Below are 17695 nucleotides of genomic sequence, written 5' to 3'. Positions count from 1 at the left end.
CCCTCACCCATGAGAACAAATAGGCAACAAAGGAACACGCATAGGAGAGACACCATGCTGAACGAACTCAAAGACATCGTCGCCCGCTCACGCGGCACACTTGTCGAAGATGCCCTCGGCGCTTTGTCGCTTCTGGTGATCCTGATGGCGAGCCTGTCTCTGCCTGCCTTTGTCTGACCGAATTGCTTTCTGCCCTTGATCTGACCCCACGACCAATCCGTTCGTTCCCCGGACGCTGACCTTTTCCTGTTCCCGTCAGAGAGTGGTGCCTCATCCCACTCCCATCCGGTCGCAGATCAACACCTTACCGCCGCCTTCGTCCCCGAAGTGCGGCGGTTTTTTTGAATGATGGTGCGATGCATTTCGAGAATGGGTAGGGCCATCATCACGCAGGTTCCGAGGTTGGTTTTCAGAACTTGTAGGCCACGCGCAAACCGCCCCAGTGGCGGCCCTTAACAACAATCGGAGCCGAGAGGTCTTTCATCATCATGTAGCTGCCGCCCCCCATGTCGCGCCTGTAGACTTGCAAAAGGAACGGTTCCTCATTGGTGCCCGCCTTCAACCCCACACGATCATTGAAGATACGGCGGTTGCGTGCGTTGGCTGCGTTCCATTTGGGGTCGCTGCCTTGAGGTTGGGAGAATTTCTTGTTGTGGGTGGGGAGGTAGCCGTTCTGGTCCACTGCGGCACAGAACACCATCTTGTCCGACCTCGCGACGATTGGCTCCTGAATGGCGGGCAGGACGCTGTCGGTAAACTCCGTGAAACGCGCGAGATATTGCACGGGATTTGTGTCGGGCACCTCGGTATAGGTGCGGTCAAACAAGGCCTCCATGGATATGCGACCCGTTGCGACCGCCTCTTCGAAGACCTGACCTATCTGTCGCGCAGCCGTCATGGTGACGTCGATCATTTCGGCGTCCTCGCTGGCCCCGCCCAGATCGACGGTAGTGCGATAGATGTCCTCGGATGTGTCGATCAACTTGTTCACGCGGTCATGTGCCTCGTGGATACCCTGCGCGGTTTTCTCGGCCGAACGTCCGATTTTCTCAAAGGCGGGTTCGAATTCCTCAACAGCGGTGCGCACTTTCTCGGCTTCGCTGCCCATCGTGCGCGTGGCCTGCGATGTGCGTTCGACCCCTTGGGCGATTTCGCCAAGTACGCGGTCGGTTTCTTCGGCACCATCAAGCACGGCCGTCGCGTCGTGGGACACACTTTTGGCTTCGTCGCTGAGCTTGCCGACCCATGTCGAAAGCGTGGTGACATTTTCCTCGATGCCCTCGGCGGCCTGTGCGGTTTTACGCGACAATTCGTTGATGGCCTCGGCGACCACGCCAAATCCCCGTCCGCTCTCGCCTGCACGCGCGGCCTCTATCTTTGCGTTGATGGCGAGGATATTCACCTGCCGTGCGATGTCGGCGATGATCGCGTTGTTGGCTTCGACTGCTTCCAATGAGGCTGCCACCTTCTGCATCCTATCGGAAACCGCCGTGACCCATGCGGCAACAGAGTTGGACTTCTGACCGCTTGTGCGCACGAAGTCTATCGACCCCTCGACGGTGGTCTGCGTCTGCTCGGTCACGGATGTGACCTCTTCAAGGGCCGCGCGCACCGCCGAATTGGCCTCCAGCACGCCCTTTGCCGATCCCTCAACCTGACGCAGGATCGCGATTTGTGCCCGCGATTGCTCGTCCACCGTGTCCAAGAATCCGGCGATATCGACAATCTCGTAGCCGAGCCGTCCTGCGAGGCGGGCGAGGTCAGACAGACGGGAATCTGCGGCGCTATGCGCGTCAAAGTCCGGATTTGGAATCATGTAAAGCCTCCAACATTGTGTGAAGGCATAGCGCAGGATCGGTTACTTGACCGTTAAGGCACCGTCATTTTCCTGCGCGATCCGTGCCGCAGCGGCGGCGGCTGTCACTGACAGTAGGATGGAAGCGTGCCTGTTTTTATAGTCGCGTGCGGGCAAAAGCACCTCGTATCCCTCGAACGGCGCGTCGGGCACGGGGCCATCTTCCTTGAGAAAGGCGGCGAGTTGGTCGCGTGCGGTTTCGAGCTCTTCAAGTGTGCGGCCGATGACAACGCTACCGAGCACCGCAGCCGAGGCCTGACCCAGAGCGCAGGCCTTCACGTCTTGCGCAAAGCGCGCCACGCGCCCGTCTTCCATGTCGAGGTCCACCGTCACCGTCGAGCCACAAAGCGGCGCACGTTCCCGCACGCTGGCTTGAGGTGCGTCGAGCCGCCCTTGATGGGGGATCTGCGTCGTCAAGGCGAGGAGCTTCGCGGAGTAGAGTTGGGCGAGGTCGACGGACATGGTTTGCCTTTCATGATCGAACCTCATAGATAGGGCCAACTCTCCCGCTTGGAAAGGACAGGTCATGTGCTCCGAAGAGTATTTCGGCAAATTTGATGCCGCTCAACTGAAGTATGACGACAAGGGGCTTATCCCCGCCATCGCACAAGACCATACAAGTGGTGAGGTCCTCATGATGGCCTGGATGAACGAGGCCGCCGTTCGCAAGACTCTGGAGACGGGGAAAGTCACCTATTGGTCGCGCTCGCGTCAGTCCTTCTGGATCAAGGGCGAGACCTCGGGTCACGTGCAGGAGTTGGTCGATTTCCGCTATGATTGCGACAGTGATTGCCTGCTCGTTCTGGTCAATCAGACCGGCGCTGCCTGCCACACCAACCGTCGCTCCTGCTTCTACCGCGCGGTGCGCGAGGGTGAGGTGGTCGAGTTGATGAAGCCGATGGCGGATCACTAAGGCCAGAGACCACCAACGGCGCTACTTTGCTGCCAAAACACTCACGCCAGCCCCACCATTTCGCGGATGTCCTGAGAGGTTAGCCCGTCTTCGCGATATTTCGAGATCGCGCGGGCGTCGTCCCGTTTGGCCAGCCGTTTGCCGTTTTCGTCGCGGATGAGTGTATGGTGGTGGTAGGTCGGAATGGGGTGGCCGAGTAGGGTGAGCAGGATTACCTGAATAGCCGTGAAGTCGAAAAGATCCTCGCCGCGCACCACATGGGTGATCCCCTGCGCCACGTCATCAAGCGCGGAGGCGAGGAAATAGGCGACGATGTTCTCGCCCTTGCGCGACAGCACCACATCGCCAATCGTGGCAATCGCATGGGCGTGGTCGATCACGTGGCGGCCTTTGTGCGTGGGGCCTGTTTCGTCAAAAGTGATCTCCTGCCCGCCGAGCCGTTCCAAGGCGCGGTCGAGATGCAGGCGCAGCGCATCCCCCGACTGGCGGCTTTCCATCGAGCGGGCCTTGCATATGCCAGGGTAGACATCATAAGCCACGCCCTCCTGTGGGGCTGCGAGGGCGGCGCGGATGTCGGCGCGGGTGCAGGAGCAGGGATAGAGCAGGTCCATCTCTGTAAGGCGTTCAAGCGCGGGATTGTAGCTGTCCAGTTGCGCGGCCTGCGACAGCACTGGCCCGTCCCACGTAATCCCGAGCCACGTCAAATCCTCCTCGATCAGCGCTGCCCATTCGGGCTTTGACCGCTCAAGGTCGGTATCTTCCATCCGCAAGAGAAACCGTCCGCCCGCAGCGCGCGCCATGTCATGCCCGATCATCGCAGAATAGGCGTGACCGAGGTGCAGCGGCCCCGTGGGCGAGGGGGCAAAGCGGGTAACGAAGCGCCCCATCTCAGCGCTCCCGTTGGCGGTCTCTGCGATCTTCACGCGCCTGAAAAATCAAAATCCACGCGAGGACGATGAACATCGGATGGGTCAACCCGCCCGAGAAGATAATCGCGGGCACCCAGATCAGGAAAGTCAGGATCGCCACGAAGGGCCGCCCTGTCAGAAAGATCGACAGGGGCGGCAGGAAGATCGCAAGGAGGTAGTTCATCGCGCGCCACTCCTAGCTTGGCTGGCCGTCGAGCCACGCGGTGTAATCCTCTTTGGCACGATCGGTGTAGCCCTTGTAACGCTCCTTGCGTCCCTTGCGGCCACCCCGCATCCCGTCGAGCGGCGGGAAGAGGCCGAAGTTGACGTTCATCGGCTGGAAGGTCTTGGCCTCCGCGCCGCCCGTGATGTGGTTCACAAGTGCGCCCATGGCGGTGGTGAAGGGCGGCGGGGGCAGGGTCTCGCCGCGCAACTCGGCGGCAGCCATACGGCCCGCCAGAAGCCCCATTGCGGCGCTTTCCACGTAGCCCTCTACTCCCGTGACCTGACCTGCGAAACGGATGTTGGGCCGCGACTTCAGGCGCATCTGCTCGTCGAGAAGCGTCGGCGAGTTGAGGAAAGTGTTGCGATGGATGCCGCCCAGACGCGCGAAAGAGGCGTTCTCCAGACCTGGGATCATCTTGAACACCTCGGTCTGCGCGCCGTATTTCATTTTGGTCTGGAAGCCCACGATATTGTAAAGCGTGCCAAGCGCATTGTCGCGGCGCAGTTGCACTACGGCATAGGGCTTGTTCTCGGGATCATGGGCATTGGTTAATCCAATAGGTTTCATCGGACCGTGGCGCAGGGTTTCGCGCCCGCGTTCGGCCATGACCTCGATGGGCAGGCATCCGTCAAAATAGCCCGCCGTTTCACCCTCGTGGAACTCGGTTTTGTCTGCGGCCAGAAGCGCGTCGATGAAGGCTTCATACTGGTCCTTGGTCATCGGGCAGTTGAGGTAGGCTTTCTGCTCCTCCTCGGTCTCGCCCTTGTCATAGCGCGATTGCATCCATGCCACGTCCATGTTGACGCTGTCGGCATAGACAATCGGTGCAATGGCGTCGAAAAAAGCCAGACGGTCTGTGCCAGTCTCTTTGGCAATCGCCTCGCCAAGCGCGGGGGAGGTCAGTGGGCCGGTGGTGAAGAGCCAAAGCCCCTCGGAGGGCAGGTCGGAGACCTCGCCATATTCGACGGAGATATTCGGATGCGCCTTGATCTGCGCAGTGATGTGCTCGGCAAAGGCGTCACGGTCCACGGCCAAAGCCCCGCCCGCAGGCAGTTTGTTGGCATCCGCCGCTCCCATCACCAACCCGTTCGCCGCCCGCATTTCCCAATGCAGCAGCCCCACGGCGTTTTGCTCGTCATCATCGGAGCGGAAGGAGTTGGAGCAGACCATCTCCCCGAAATTGCCCGTCTGATGCGCGAATGTCCCGACTTCGGGGCGCATTTCATGAAGCACGACCTGAACGCCAAGATTGGCGGCCTGCCATGCAGCCTCGGAACCGGCCATGCCGCCGCCGACGATGTGTAAAATCTGTTCTGTCATAGGGCGGATGTAGCCCGACAGGCACAGTTAGAAAAGCAAAAAGGGCTGCACGTGGCAGCCCTTTTCCAATCCAGCCCGAGTGCTCCCGAACCTATGTGCCGAGGAATGGAAATTTATTGGCGATTTCCGAATAGGTTGTCAGCCGATCCGCAGCGCGCAAACGGCGACTACCGAACTCATAGCTGACCATGATGCCGAAGCCATCTCCGGTCTCGAGGTCTCCCGACATACGGTTGTAAAACCCGTCGATCCAAAGATTGTCAGAAACCATGTAGCCAGCGCCAATCCGCGTTTCATAGATATTTTCGTCCTCAAGAAGGAAGGCGCCGACGGACCCAAACAAACGGAAATTCGTGTTGATGTTATATTTTCCAGCGGCTTCGATTATTGAGTAATCGTCCCCCATGACGGCATCGAGACTCGTATCGAAAGCATCATTCTCATAGGCGACCCCTGCGCGGTAGAACGTGTCTCTTTCTTCATCAAAGTTGACCAACACCGACGCGTATGCTTCGAAGGGGCCGCTGTTGTAATCAACATAAAGCTCTCCCAGCTCACTGCTGTCACCGTCGACGCGAGTAGAGCTAACTATGCCCCCATAAGTCCATGGACCCGTTGCATATTCGGCTCCGATGGACAATGTGACAGTGTCGTCATCGTAGGGATTTGACACGCTCACGCCACCAAGAATGGTCAGGGCGTCGGAAACGTCGTATCCGAGCAGAAGGTCGAGTGAACTAAACGTATGGTCGGAGGAGCCTTCTTTGTAACGGTTGCTCGACACGACGACATCATAGGTCAGCTTGTCTATTTGCCCTTCGTAGGCGGCGTCAAGGCGTGTGACATTTGCGGAGAAACTTCCCGCTGAGAAGGTGTTGTAGCTTGCGCCGAAGGAAAGATACGTGGTCTCGGCGAATGCGGCGGCTGGTGCTGAGACCAAGAGACTAGCGACAAATAGGGTAGTACGGCTCATTAAAGACCTCTATTTCATGAGTTAAGTATGAATATTTTAGTCCTTGAAAAAACCTTGGGCCACCACTTTTCGCGTATAGAGGTCTTGTATGCGCATTTTGTCGCGCTTTGATTGATTGTTTTTTGTGCGCAGGCGCCTATCGCGTTGTGGAGAGGTCCAGAAGGTCGTGGGTCAGCAGTGCATTCAGGGGGCGGGTCGGGGTGAAACGGCGCTCCCGCACGCCCGCCGTGGCGGCACGGGGTGCGCCGAGGTGCATGGTGATCATACCTGTCAGGCGGACCTCGCTGTCCACGGAGACGTCCCCGTTTACCGTCACATGCTCAAGGCCCAAGGATAGTTCGACGGGCGCATTGGGCATGGCATAGGTCACGCCAAGTGACAGGGTGCCCGCACGGGCGGTGAGGCTTTTCTCCTGCATGTCCATGATGCTGTAGCCGCCGTAGATCCCGAAGGTGTCGGTAAAGGTCTGTCGCCCGCGGAAATCGGCGAAGATGTAGTCCTTGCTCTGGGGGGCCATGACACCCACACCCGCACGCGCTTCCACGCTCAAGGCCCGTCCGAAATTCCACATGCCCTCGACACCAACCGAGACGTCCCACGATGCGCGGCGCTTGGGGTCGGCATAGCGCGCAAAGAGTCCGTATTTTGCGCTGTTACCCGGTGCGAGGTGGAGATGGGCACCTATCTGGCCGAAGTAGGCATCGGGGTAATCTGCAACCCCGAGATCAAGCTGAAGCCCATGGCTGCGTGTGATGGCGACATCGACCGAGGCGTCGGCCTGTTGAACGATCGTGGTCTTGCCTTGCCCGTAGGTGACGGCCACCTGTGCGTCCTGAAACCCGATCCCGCTTTGCGCGGAGGATGCAATGGGGATGAAGGTGAATGCGCCAAGAACCACAGCGGCAATGGTGGCGCGGATCGGTGGGCGATATGTCATGACAGGCAACCTTCTCGTTTCAAACGACCGACGTGCGTTGCACCTCGTCGCATTGTCTGGCCAAGACATGCCCCATTTACCCATCGTTAACTAAGAAGAATGTTACCAGATGGTTAATGGCGAGAATTAGAGTAGAGATTTGGTGGCGGCGACCAATGCGCGAGCACAATTCGCAGGAAAATCGGCCATGCGTGCAACCAGATCAAAAGAAAAGGGCCACCTTAGAGGCGGCCCTTTCAAAACTGTTTGGCTTAAAGCCCGTTCTTACAGCCCGCCGATAATCTCGGTCAGGTCGTAGAGCGGGGAGACATCGCTGGCAATGTTGCTGACTTCGTCGAGCACACGCAGGCGGCGATCGCCTGTTTCCCATGTGAACGCGACGTTGAAGCTGTTTGCGTCAAAGCCGCTGCCGAAACCCTTGCCGTAGTTTGCTTCAAGGGACAGTGTTTCGTCGATGTGGTATGTAGCACCAATGGTCATGACGCCGTAATCGAACATCTCGTCATTCAAGGTGATGATGCCGCCGCCGACACTGATCGCATCGGTTACGTCATAGCTGCCACCAAATGCGGTCAGGCCCGTGTCGAAATCTTCGGTCCACATAGTCGCTACGTCGACATCCCAGACACCTGCATCGTAGGTATAGCCCAACGAGTTCATGGAAGTGCCTTCCATGTCGGAGTAGCTACCATACACGGTCGAGTCACCGAATTTATAATAACCGGCGAGTGTGTAGATGTCGACGTCGGCGTCATCCATACGGGAATAGTCCAGAGCAACACCAAATGTGTTCGTTTGGTACTCAATACCCAGACCATATGTCTCCATGGTGCTGACGAATTCAGGATCTATCATGCCGAGGCTTGCGTAAACCGTGATGCCAGGTTGAATCGCATAGCCAGCTGTCAGCGAAAGGGTTGAGACGTCGATGCTCGCCAATCCCATTGCAATGCCGCCCATCGATGCGCCGCCTGTGAAGGACAGCGGGCCGGACACGTAATCGAAGTCACCATACAAAACGTGAGCATTGATATCCATTCCGACGATGTCGGTGTCGAAATAGCTTACGCCCACGGAGCCATAGGTGAGGCCCTGTGCTGACGCAGCGCCTGAAAAGGCGACGAGGCTCGAAGTGACGAGTGCGGAGGTAAGAAGGAGGTTGCGGGTCATACTAGCTTCCTTTGTGCAAGCAAAAACAAACTACCGATGAGATACGGTCCGCTCCCGTGTCTGCATAGTTAAAATTGGCAACAAAAACACCAGTGTTTCATAGGCGCAACGCAATTGTGCAAATATGAAAACCGCAAGTAGAGTGGCGGATGAAGGGACACACGTCATGCGGGAAATCCTTGGATTCGCACCTTAATTCATCTCGCAACGCTATCTGATGTTGGTGCAACACGCTTCGCGCAAAAAAAGGGCCGCCTCAGGGGCGGCCCTTTCAATTCTGAACGATGCGACGAGGACGCTTATATGCTTATTTCGAAGATCGGGAAGGTGTTATAAAGATCGGTGTAGCTGAAATTGCCAACTGCGCTATCAATCTCGCGATCACCAAATTCGTAGCTAACTTTCAGCTCGAAGGAGCTGATCTTGTCGCCATCGAGATCCCAACGGGCCGCATTCACGTCCAGCCAGGTATTCTCCATGATCTGGTAGCCACCACCGATTTGGACGCGGCTGTAGCTACTGCCATAGATATCACCGAAGTCGAGTTCGCCTGTTGCGCGAAAATTGTTGCCAAAATAGTAGGCACCAGTGAGCGCGGCGATGGAGGTGTCGCCACCGTCCAAGATGGTCAGGGCATCTGCAGTAAGCTCGTATGCCCCTGCCTGATATTCGACGCCAGCCATGATGATGTCGTTGCTGCCGTTAACGTTGATATAGCTGATATAGGCGTCGTAATTCGACGCATCATAGGTCGCAAAACCAACCAACATTTCCTCATCGTCAAAGTCATTGTAGACCAAGCCGAAGGTGTAATCGTTCAAATGATACTCTGCACCGATGCTGTATTGATCGATCGTATCGGAGATTACATCTATCCGTTCAGCACCTGCCACAACTGTGAAATTGGGCGTGATGTCGTAGCCGAGCATCGCCGAGAAATTTGTGATTTCGTCGGTGAACCCAACACTGTCGTAGCCGCGCACGGCAAGTGCAACGTCGTAGGTAAACGCGTTCACGCGTCCTCCAGCGCCAAGAACACCCTTGGTTAGCTTAACAGTTGGACCGCCGTCGAAACTCAGTTCGGAGTATCCAAGTTCGCCGTGAAGGTAGGTGTTTTCTGCCGTTGCCGCACCTGCAAGTGCGATCAGACCAGATGTGAGAAGTAGGGTATGTTTCATTGCCCAATCCTTAAAATATGTGGGTGAAAAATAGTTACCGTTAAAACTAATATTACCGCATAAATCTTAGACACGATCTCAGTAGCTTCCCATACGTAAACCACGGGAGTGCGCGGAGTGTCTCATCTCCGCAACGGAAACCGATAGGATGTATGCTTTAGAATTGCGGAAGGAGGAGGGGGCACACGTTATACGTGCGCCCCTTGTGTTTCACGCCTCGGTCGAAGGGGCGGTGTCGTCAGAATCGGTGTCTTCGTCGGTCTCCGCAATCCATGCGACCGAGACGACTTCCTCGCCTTTGCCCGTATTGAACACCTTCACACCACCCGCGCCACGCGAGCGGAAGGAGATGCCTTCAACGGGGCAGCGGATGGATTGGCCCTTGGAGGTTGCCAGCATGATCTGGTCCTCAAGGCCTACAGGGAAGGAGGCCACGATGGGACCGCCGCGCATGGTTTTCTCCATCGCGGTCACGCCCTGACCCCCACGCCCGCGCACGGGGTAGTCATGGCTGGAGGTGAGTTTGCCGATGCCGCCCGTGGTGATCGTCACCAGAAGTTCTTCGGCCTCTTTCATCTCCTCGAAACGCTCCATACTGATGGAACCTTCGGAAACCTCCTCGTCGTCGTCCGTGCCTTCGATCTCGTCCGCGCCCGCCAGTTGGCGGCGCATTTTGAGATAGGCCTGACGCTCGTAGCTCTCGGCCGTGAAGTGACGGATGACGGAGGCTGAAACCACCTCGTCACCATCGTTCACGAGTTTGATCCCGCGCACACCTGTGGAGCTGCGCGAGTTGAAGACACGCACGTCCGTGACAGGGAAGCGGATCGCGCGGCCCGACGAGGTCACGAGCATGACGTCGTCGCCCTCGTCGCAAATCCGTGCGTTGATTAGGCGGGTGCCTTCATCGTCGCCCTCGAACTTCATCGCGATCTTGCCGTTGGACTTCACATTGGTGAAATCCGACAGGCGGTTGCGGCGCACCGAGCCTTTGGAGGTGGCGAAGACGATTTGTAGGTCGTCCCATTCCTTCTCGTCGCGATCAATCGGCAAGATAGCGGCAATCGACACACCTTGCGGAATGGGCAGGATTTGCAGGAGTGGCTTGCCCTTCGCCGTGCGACCGCCAAGGGGCAGGCGCCAGGTCTTGAGCTTGTAGGCCATACCGTCATCGGTGAAGACCAGAAGCTGTGTGTGCGTGTTGGCAACGAAGAGGGTCGTGATCACGTCTTCGTCCTTCGTCGCCATGCCCGACAGCCCCTTGCCGCCGCGTTTCTGCGCACGGTAGTCGGCCAGCGGGGTGCGTTTGGCCCAACCGGATTGGGTCACGGTCACAACCATGTCCTCTTTTTCGATCAGATCCTCGTCGTCCATATCGCCCGACCAGTCGGTGATCTCGGTGCGGCGAGGAACGGCGAATTGATTACGCACGTCGCGCAACTCGTTAGAGATGATCTCCATGATCCGTTCGCGTGAGGCGAGGATATCGAGGTAGTCTTTGATCTTGGCCGCGAGCTCTTGCAACTCGTCAGTGACTTCCTTGACCCCGATCTGGGTCAGGCGTTGCAGACGCAGATCAAGGATCGCGCGGGCCTGTGTCTCGGACAGGTTATAGGTGCCATCGTCGTTGGCCTTATGCGTCGGATCGTCGATCAACGCGATATAGGGCAGGATCTCCTGCGCGGGCCAGCGGCGCTCCATCAATTTGACTCGCGCCTCGGCGGCATCGGCGGAGGAGCGGATCGTGGCCACGACCTCGTCGACGTTGGAAACCGCCACGGCCAGACCACACAGCACATGCGCCCGATCCCGTGCTTTGCGCAATTCAAACGCCGTGCGGCGCGCAACAACTTCTTCGCGGAAGGTGATGAAATGCTCAAGGAAGAGACGGAGCGTCAACTGCTCGGGCCGCCCGCCGTTGAGCGCCAGCATGTTACAGCCGAAGGAGGTTTGCAGCGGCGTAAAGCGGTAGAGCTGGTTGAGCACCACTTCGGGCGTTGCGTCGCGTTTCAACTCGACCACCACGCGGACGCCGACACGGTCGGATTCATCCTGAACGTGGGCGATGCCCTCGACCCGCTTCTCACGGACAAGCTCGGCGATCTTTTCGATCATCGTGGCCTTGTTCACCTGATAGGGGATCTCGTCCACGACAATGGCGTAGCGGTCCTTGCGGATTTCCTCCACGCGCGTCTTGGCGCGGATCACCACGGAGCCACGGCCCTCAAGATAGGCTTTGCGTGCGCCAGAGCGGCCAAGGATGATCCCGCCCGTCGGGAAGTCGGGGGCAGGGATGATTTCCATCAGCCGCTCGGTCGACAGATCGGGGTTCTCGATCAGCGCCAGTGTCCCGTCGATGACTTCGCCAAGGTTGTGCGGCGGGATATTCGTCGCCATACCAACCGCAATCCCGCCCGCGCCGTTGACCAACATGTTGGGATAACGCGCAGGGAGAACCGTTGGTTCGGTTTCCTTGTCGTCGTAGTTGGGCATGAAATCGACAGTGTCCTTGTCGATGTCGGACAGAAGCGAGAGCGCCGCCTTTTCGAGCCGCGCCTCGGTATAACGCATCGCCGCAGGGCTATCGCCATCCATCGAGCCAAAGTTACCCTGACCGTCGATCAGGGGGAGGGACATCGAAAAGGGCTGCGCCATGCGCACCAGCGCGTCATAGATCGCGCTGTCGCCGTGGGGGTGGTAGTTCCCCATGACCTCACCCACGGATTTCGCTGATTTGCGGTAGGATTTGTCGGGCGTATAGCCCCCCTCATACATCGCGTAGAGAATGCGGCGATGGACGGGTTTGAGACCGTCGCGCAGGTCGGGAATGGCACGGCTGACGATCACCGACATGGCATAGTCGAGGTAGCTCGACTTCATCTCCTGCGTGATCGAGATATCGGGGCCGTCCCACGCCATTGGCGTGCGCGGTTTTTCGTCTTCGTTTTCAGGGGTTTGGGGAGTGTCGCTCACGTTGTCCGCCTGTCGTTTATGCGATCTTCTGTCAGATCAATATGATGTTGCTGTGCAGTCTAGCGCATACGGGATATGGGGTGCAATGGCGGATCGCAAACAGGGCCCCGCGCAAGCCTCCCTCAGTCGCGCTTGTCCCATGCCAAGAGCCAGATCAGCGCGAAGGCAATGGAAAACAGCACATTATAAGAGGCCATCGACAGGCCGAAGAGATCCCAGACAACCTCATCGCACATCACGATGCTTTCCGTAGGCGAGGCCCCCGGAAGGAGCGCATCCGGCGACAGTGCGCCGAGATTGTTGCCGCCGCCTGTGCAAGAGCTCGGACCCAGCCACCAGCCGCGCTCCACGCCTGTGTGGTAGAAGCCGATCCCCGCCGAGACCGCCATGCTCAACGCTCCCAGAGGTAAGAGCCACGCCCGTCGCGTCGCGACGAAGGTCAGAGCAAGCAGGATGGCAATCGCATGGGGCCAGCGCTGCCATAGGCACATCGCACAGGGCGCATAGCCTATGGCCTGAAACATGAAAGCGCCCATGAGGATGGAGAACGAGCCCAGCCCTGCAAGGGCGGCGTAGGTCAGACGGTTCAGTCGGTCGAGAAGATTGGTCATAGGTATTTCACGGCATAAAAGCCGCCCAGCAAGAGAATAACGAGAATGGCAAAGACCAGCCCGAGACGGCGCTCGATAAAGTCACGGATCGGAGCGCCGAATTTCCACAACAGGGCCGCGACGACGAAGAACCGCAAGGCCCGCGCTGCGACTGAGGCCACCATAAAGACGGGCAGGGAGAGAGAAGTGGCACCCGATAGAATGGTGATCACCTTGTAAGGGAAGGGTGTCACCCCCGCGATCAGCACCGCCCACGCGCCCCATTCGTTATACTTGGCCGCGAATTCGTCGAAATAGGCGTCCTTGCCGTAGAACTCCAGAACGGGCCGGCCGATGCTCTCGAAGGCGCCGTAACCGATCCAGTAGCCAAGCATCCCGCCCGCGACCGAGGCCACTGTGGCAATCCCTGCAATTTTGAACGCCTCACGCGGGCGCGCGATAATCAGGGGGATCATGAGAATGTCTGGCGGGATCGGAAAGACAGAGCTTTCGATAAACGCGATAAGGGCCAGCGCCCATAGGGCCTGCGGGCTCTGTGCCAGCGACAGGGTCCAATCGTAGAGCCGCCTCATCATCTGTCCTATTGCCTGTTCTGCGGCCCGATCTCGTCGGGCTTTTTCATCCTTGCGACACTTTAGGCCCCGAAAAGCACGCGGGGTCAAGTCAGGCGAGGACGCAAATCCCCACACACGCGCGCTGTATGGAAGTGGCGCACGGAAATGTGTCGCGACGCGAGGGATCTAGGAAAGGGGGTTGCGCAAAGGAATTTTCCCCACGTGCATTTCTCCTCTGGACGACTGTGGAGCTTCGGGCTAAACCCGCGCTACTTCGCCCGTGTGGTGGAATTGGTAGACACAGGGGATTCAAAATCCCCCGCTGTAACAGGCTTGCCGGTTCGAGTCCGGCCACGGGTACCATTCCGACAATTTGTCCCGCCGATAGATCGCCCGCCTCATGCGGGTGTTTTGTCGTGTGTGTCGTGAGGCGTCAGGGCAGGGGCCAGACGTGGCGTGCGGTTGTGTTGTGTTATTTCGTGCCGTTCAGCTCGCACATTGAGGGAGAGCGTGGTGAGGATCGGCGTCCGTTCGCCACCGCAATCACTGATTTTCGCAAATTGTTGCCCAACGAGAAACGTGCACACGCCAAGGGTTTACCGATCGGGAATCACGGGGGCGATCGTGCGTTTCGCTAGAGGAAACGATTCGTTTACAGAGGCGCTTCGCGAGGGTGACTCTACCTCTAATTGTGGCGGCCTTGAGGCACTCCCGACTAAGGGCAATAGTCCGAAAGTATGAAATACGGCAATTAGGCATCAAGGCGGACCGAGATTTGGATTGGTTAAGAACGCTATAATAACAATATCTTAACCCCTATCATACTTAAGTATACCCCTACTAAATCCGCCCCCCGAATTGGGGCGCAATTGTGCCCTTGTTCTAAATGACGTCACGTTTTTGCCAAAATTTCAGTTGCGATTACGCTAGGGCAATGGTCTATCCGAAGCTGCCCAACTGGGGGGCATTCATAGGCCACGGGGGCGGCCACGTTTGAAGTCGAGCTTTGTCAGTTCGACGATATGCGTGTCCGTGTGGTTGTCGCAAAATCGGGTAACGGTTTTGCGTGCTGCTAGCGACTTGATGCACCGCCATATGCGGTGTTTTGACCGTTGGTGCGGGTTTCTGCCTGCGCCATGCGCGGTCTCATATCGTCCTTCGTGACATATCCGAACTCTCCAAGCGTGGCATTGGCTGACACCCGCCTTTGTGCGGCCGCATAAACCCGAGCGCGCCGCGCTGTACTGGAGAGATACGATGACATATTGGTGTAAACCCGGCACGAACAACCAAGTCGACGAAACCACTCTGGATACGGACTACGCCGAGCATCTGATCGGCCTGTGGGAGTTCGCACCGTCCGACGAAAACGCGGACACGGGCCTGGCTGACGGGATTGCACAGTATGGTACCTTCTACTGCGGCGCTGATGCGGAAGACGGTTCGCTCGTTCTTGACGGCAGAAACGACCGTTTCGACGTCAAGGGCAAGGATTCGCCTTTCGACCTGTCGCAGGGGACGGTTCAGGCACAGTTCACCCAGTATTCGCACGTTGGCTCTTCGCCCGACACGATCGTGTCGCGCGGCGAAACCTGTGATGCGAAATGGGAGGGTGCATTTCAAATTCAGGTCACCAAATCGGGTGCGGTGACCGCCTATCACAACGATCATGGCACCGAAGTGTCGCTCTCGACGGCGGACGGGTTTTCGTCGGTGGGTGACGATGTGCGCGTGGCCTACAGCTGGGACGACGACGGGATGGGCACCTTCGTGGTTGAGAACCTCACCACGGGCGAGACCTACTCCGAGGACTTCGACAGCACTGGCCTGACGATGGACATCACCGACAACGATGATGAAAGCTGGACCATCGGTGCGGAGGAATACAACGACGGGGCCTACAATCACTATTTCAACGGCGAAATCGGCTATGTCGCTGTCTTTGATGAGAATATTCTCACCGGTCCTGTGCCAGATGGCGTTGTTGACGGAACCAACGACGGCGAAGACATGGTGCTGGGTTACACGGATGCCGATGGTGATCAGATCACCGATGGGGCTGATGTGATTTACGGCAATGACGGTGACGACACGATCGACGGGGCAGGTGGCGACGATACGATCTATGGCGGCGCAGGCGACGACACGTTGCAAGGCAGCGGCGGCACCAACACGCTTTACGGTGGTGACGGGGACGACACGTTCATCGGAGGCGCGGGGGCTGACACGTTTAATGGCGGCGCAGGTCAGGACAACATCGACTATTCCGCGTCTGATGCAGCGGTGAATGTTGACCTGTCCACATCGATCCTCTCTGGCGGTGACGCAGAGAACGACACCATCGCAGGCGGTATCGACGGGGTGATCGGCTCCGAATATGACGATACGCTCACAGGTTTCGATCACGAAGGCACGAGCCCCTCCGACACCTACACCAATGAGTTCTTTGGCATGGGTGGCGATGACACGATCTCTGGCGCGGGTGGCGATGACTACCTCGACGGTGGTGATGGCAATGACACGATTAACGGCGGCGACGGCGATGATGTGATCATTGGCGGTCCAACCGGTCTGCCGGATCGTGGCTACGGCTCGACTGGTGAGGATGGTGATCCCGACAATGACAAGGATACGCTCTACGGCGGGGCTGGCAACGACACCATTTATGGTGGGGATGATGCGGATTACATCGACGGTGGCGCTGACGATGACTATCTCGACGGTGGTCTCGACGACGACACGATCCTCGGTGGCTCTGGCGATGATACGATCATTGGCGGCGAAGGCTCCGATACAATTCATGGCGGAGACGGGGACGACACCATCTATGGCGGTCTTCACCCAGCCTATCCCGATAGCCTGAATATTCCGGACGACGAAGGTGATCTTGAGCCGGAGAATGGTCAGGATGTCATCTATGGCGGTGCCGGCAACGACACCATCTATGGTCAGGACGATGACGACCTGATCTATGGTGGTGACGGCAATGACTTTATCGACGGCGGCATTGACGACGACACCCTCTATGCTGGCGCGGGCACCGACCATCTCGAAGGTGGCGCAGGATCGGATACCCTGCACGGCGGCGGCGAGAACGATGTTCTCTCTGGCGGTGACGACAACGACTTCATCATCATTGATGAAATCGGCACCCCATCGGGCGGCTATAACACCACTGTTCACGGCGGCTCTGGCGGTCTCGACTGGGACACGCTCGACCTGTCGTATATGCTCGCAAACGGCTGGACCATCACCCATACGGTCCAGAACGATGACAGCGATGGCAACGGCTTCGACGGTCAGGTAACGCTCTACAACGCGTCGACTGATACCTATGCCAACATCAACTACACCAACATCGAGGAAATCATTCCCTGCTTCACCCCAGGCACGTTGATCGCAACACCCCAAGGGGAACGCGCGGTTGAGACGCTGAAGGTGGGTGACAAGGTAATTACCCGCGACAACGGTATGCAGGTGATCCGCTGGGTCGGCCAAAAGTCCATGACGGCCGAGGAAATGACCTCGCGCATGGAGCTTGCACCCGTGCGCATCCGCAAGGGCGCTCTTGGCTTGGGTCTGCCGGAACGTGATATGATCGTGTCGCCGAACCACCGTATGCTGATGGTCTCCGAGAAAGCCGCGCTGCTTTTCGAGGAACACGAGGTTCTTGTTGCTGCGAAGCACCTTGTGGGCCGTGAAGGCATTGAGCGGGTCGGGGCGACGGATGTGACCTATGTCCACATCATGTTCGACCGTCACGAAGTTGTTCTCTCCGATGGTACATGGTCGGAAAGCTTCCAGCCTGGTGACTACACCCTGTCTGGTATTGGCGAAGAAAGCCGCGAAGAGATCTTCGCTCTCTTCCCCGAATTGCGCGACGAAGAGGCTCGTGAGGGCTTTGTCACCGCGCGGCGGATCCTGCGCAAACACGAGGCGGCGTTGCTGGCCGAATAAGGCCCGCAAACCTGCATCACGCTCCGTCGGCATTGGTCCGAAAAACAGGCCAGACACCCCGTGGGGATTGGGGCGTCTGGCTTTTCGCGTTTTGTGAGGTGATCCGCAGCAAGCCGCGCG

15 protein-coding genes and 1 tRNA gene are annotated in these 17695 nt (G+C 58.0%); 4 read left to right on the top strand and 12 right to left on the bottom strand.

Annotated elements, in window-relative coordinates:
* The first annotated feature begins 54 nt into the window (after positions 1 to 54).
* The gene (locus ACN0SC_RS06420) at positions 55 to 177 is read left to right on the top strand and encodes a hypothetical protein (RefSeq protein ID WP_417248830.1); all 123 of its coding nucleotides are present in this window, start codon (positions 55 to 57) and stop codon (positions 175 to 177) included.
* A 232-nt stretch (positions 178 to 409) separates the two neighbouring features.
* Here the strand turns inward: ACN0SC_RS06420 and ACN0SC_RS06415 are convergent, their stop codons facing one another.
* Together ACN0SC_RS06415 and ACN0SC_RS06410 are read right to left on the bottom strand one after the other, a co-directional pair.
* A complete protein-coding gene (locus tag ACN0SC_RS06415) occupies positions 410 to 1816 on the bottom strand; it encodes a methyl-accepting chemotaxis protein (RefSeq protein WP_417248829.1) in 1407 nt (468 codons plus the stop codon).
* 42 nt (positions 1817 to 1858) lie between these two features.
* Positions 1859 to 2317, bottom strand: coding sequence for an iron-sulfur cluster assembly scaffold protein (locus ACN0SC_RS06410; protein WP_417248828.1), 459 nt, complete (start codon positions 2315 to 2317; stop codon positions 1859 to 1861).
* Positions 2318 to 2381: 64 nt separating this feature from the next.
* On the opposite strand from ACN0SC_RS06410, the gene hisI reads away from it, so the two are divergent.
* Positions 2382 to 2768, top strand: a complete 387-nt coding sequence (gene hisI / locus ACN0SC_RS06405) for a phosphoribosyl-AMP cyclohydrolase (protein WP_417248827.1) — start codon at positions 2382 to 2384, stop codon at positions 2766 to 2768.
* A 41-nt stretch (positions 2769 to 2809) separates the two neighbouring features.
* Here hisI and gluQRS read toward each other — a convergent pair whose 3' ends face one another.
* The 10 genes from gluQRS to ACN0SC_RS06355 form a co-directional block, all read right to left on the bottom strand.
* Positions 2810 to 3655, bottom strand: a complete 846-nt coding sequence (gene gluQRS, locus ACN0SC_RS06400; RefSeq protein ID WP_417248826.1) for a tRNA glutamyl-Q(34) synthetase GluQRS — start codon at positions 3653 to 3655, stop codon at positions 2810 to 2812.
* Between the two features lies 1 nt (position 3656).
* Positions 3657 to 3860: a hypothetical protein gene (locus ACN0SC_RS06395; RefSeq protein WP_417248825.1), complete on the bottom strand. Its 204-nt coding sequence runs from the start codon at positions 3858 to 3860 to the stop codon at positions 3657 to 3659.
* A gap of 12 nt (positions 3861 to 3872) precedes the next feature.
* Positions 3873 to 5222: a methylenetetrahydrofolate--tRNA-(uracil(54)-C(5))-methyltransferase (FADH(2)-oxidizing) TrmFO gene (gene trmFO, locus ACN0SC_RS06390; protein ID WP_417248824.1), complete on the bottom strand. Its 1350-nt coding sequence runs from the start codon at positions 5220 to 5222 to the stop codon at positions 3873 to 3875.
* A gap of 91 nt (positions 5223 to 5313) precedes the next feature.
* Positions 5314 to 6195: a hypothetical protein gene (locus tag ACN0SC_RS06385; RefSeq protein ID WP_417248823.1), complete on the bottom strand. Its 882-nt coding sequence runs from the start codon at positions 6193 to 6195 to the stop codon at positions 5314 to 5316.
* Positions 6196 to 6331: 136 nt separating this feature from the next.
* Positions 6332 to 7132 carry a hypothetical protein gene (locus ACN0SC_RS06380; protein ID WP_417248822.1) on the bottom strand — a complete coding sequence of 267 codons (801 nt, stop codon included), beginning with the start codon at positions 7130 to 7132 and terminating at the stop codon, positions 6332 to 6334.
* Between the two features lie 264 nt (positions 7133 to 7396).
* Complete coding sequence (locus tag ACN0SC_RS06375; protein ID WP_417248821.1) at positions 7397 to 8302, bottom strand: hypothetical protein; 906 nt, start codon at positions 8300 to 8302, stop codon at positions 7397 to 7399.
* Positions 8303 to 8601: 299 nt separating this feature from the next.
* Positions 8602 to 9480, bottom strand: coding sequence for a hypothetical protein (locus ACN0SC_RS06370; RefSeq protein WP_417248820.1), 879 nt, complete (start codon positions 9478 to 9480; stop codon positions 8602 to 8604).
* Positions 9481 to 9690: 210 nt separating this feature from the next.
* Positions 9691 to 12453 (bottom strand): DNA gyrase subunit A, encoded by a 2763-nt coding sequence (gene gyrA, locus ACN0SC_RS06365; protein ID WP_417248819.1) that lies wholly within the window; start codon positions 12451 to 12453, stop codon positions 9691 to 9693.
* A gap of 122 nt (positions 12454 to 12575) precedes the next feature.
* Positions 12576 to 13064, bottom strand: a complete 489-nt coding sequence (locus ACN0SC_RS06360; RefSeq protein ID WP_417248818.1) for a disulfide bond formation protein B — start codon at positions 13062 to 13064, stop codon at positions 12576 to 12578.
* On the bottom strand, positions 13061 to 13639 hold the full coding sequence (locus ACN0SC_RS06355; RefSeq protein WP_417248817.1) for a YqaA family protein: 579 nt from the start codon (positions 13637 to 13639) through the stop codon (positions 13061 to 13063). Before ACN0SC_RS06355 ends, ACN0SC_RS06360 begins: the two co-directional genes overlap by 4 nt.
* Before the next feature lie 255 nt (positions 13640 to 13894).
* Here ACN0SC_RS06355 and ACN0SC_RS06350 point away from each other — a divergent pair.
* Together ACN0SC_RS06350 and ACN0SC_RS06345 are read left to right on the top strand one after the other, a co-directional pair.
* A tRNA-Leu gene (locus ACN0SC_RS06350) sits at positions 13895 to 13981 on the top strand.
* A gap of 894 nt (positions 13982 to 14875) precedes the next feature.
* A complete protein-coding gene (locus ACN0SC_RS06345) occupies positions 14876 to 17575 on the top strand; it encodes a Hint domain-containing protein (RefSeq protein ID WP_417248816.1) in 2700 nt (899 codons plus the stop codon).
* Positions 17576 to 17695 lie beyond the last annotated feature (120 nt).

Origin of the sequence: Celeribacter sp., assembly GCF_048261515.1 — a bacterium.
GTDB lineage: Bacteria > Pseudomonadota > Alphaproteobacteria > Rhodobacterales > Rhodobacteraceae > Celeribacter.
The sequence above is the reverse complement of the archived record's forward strand: the minus strand, read 5'-3'. Positions and strand labels throughout refer to the sequence as shown.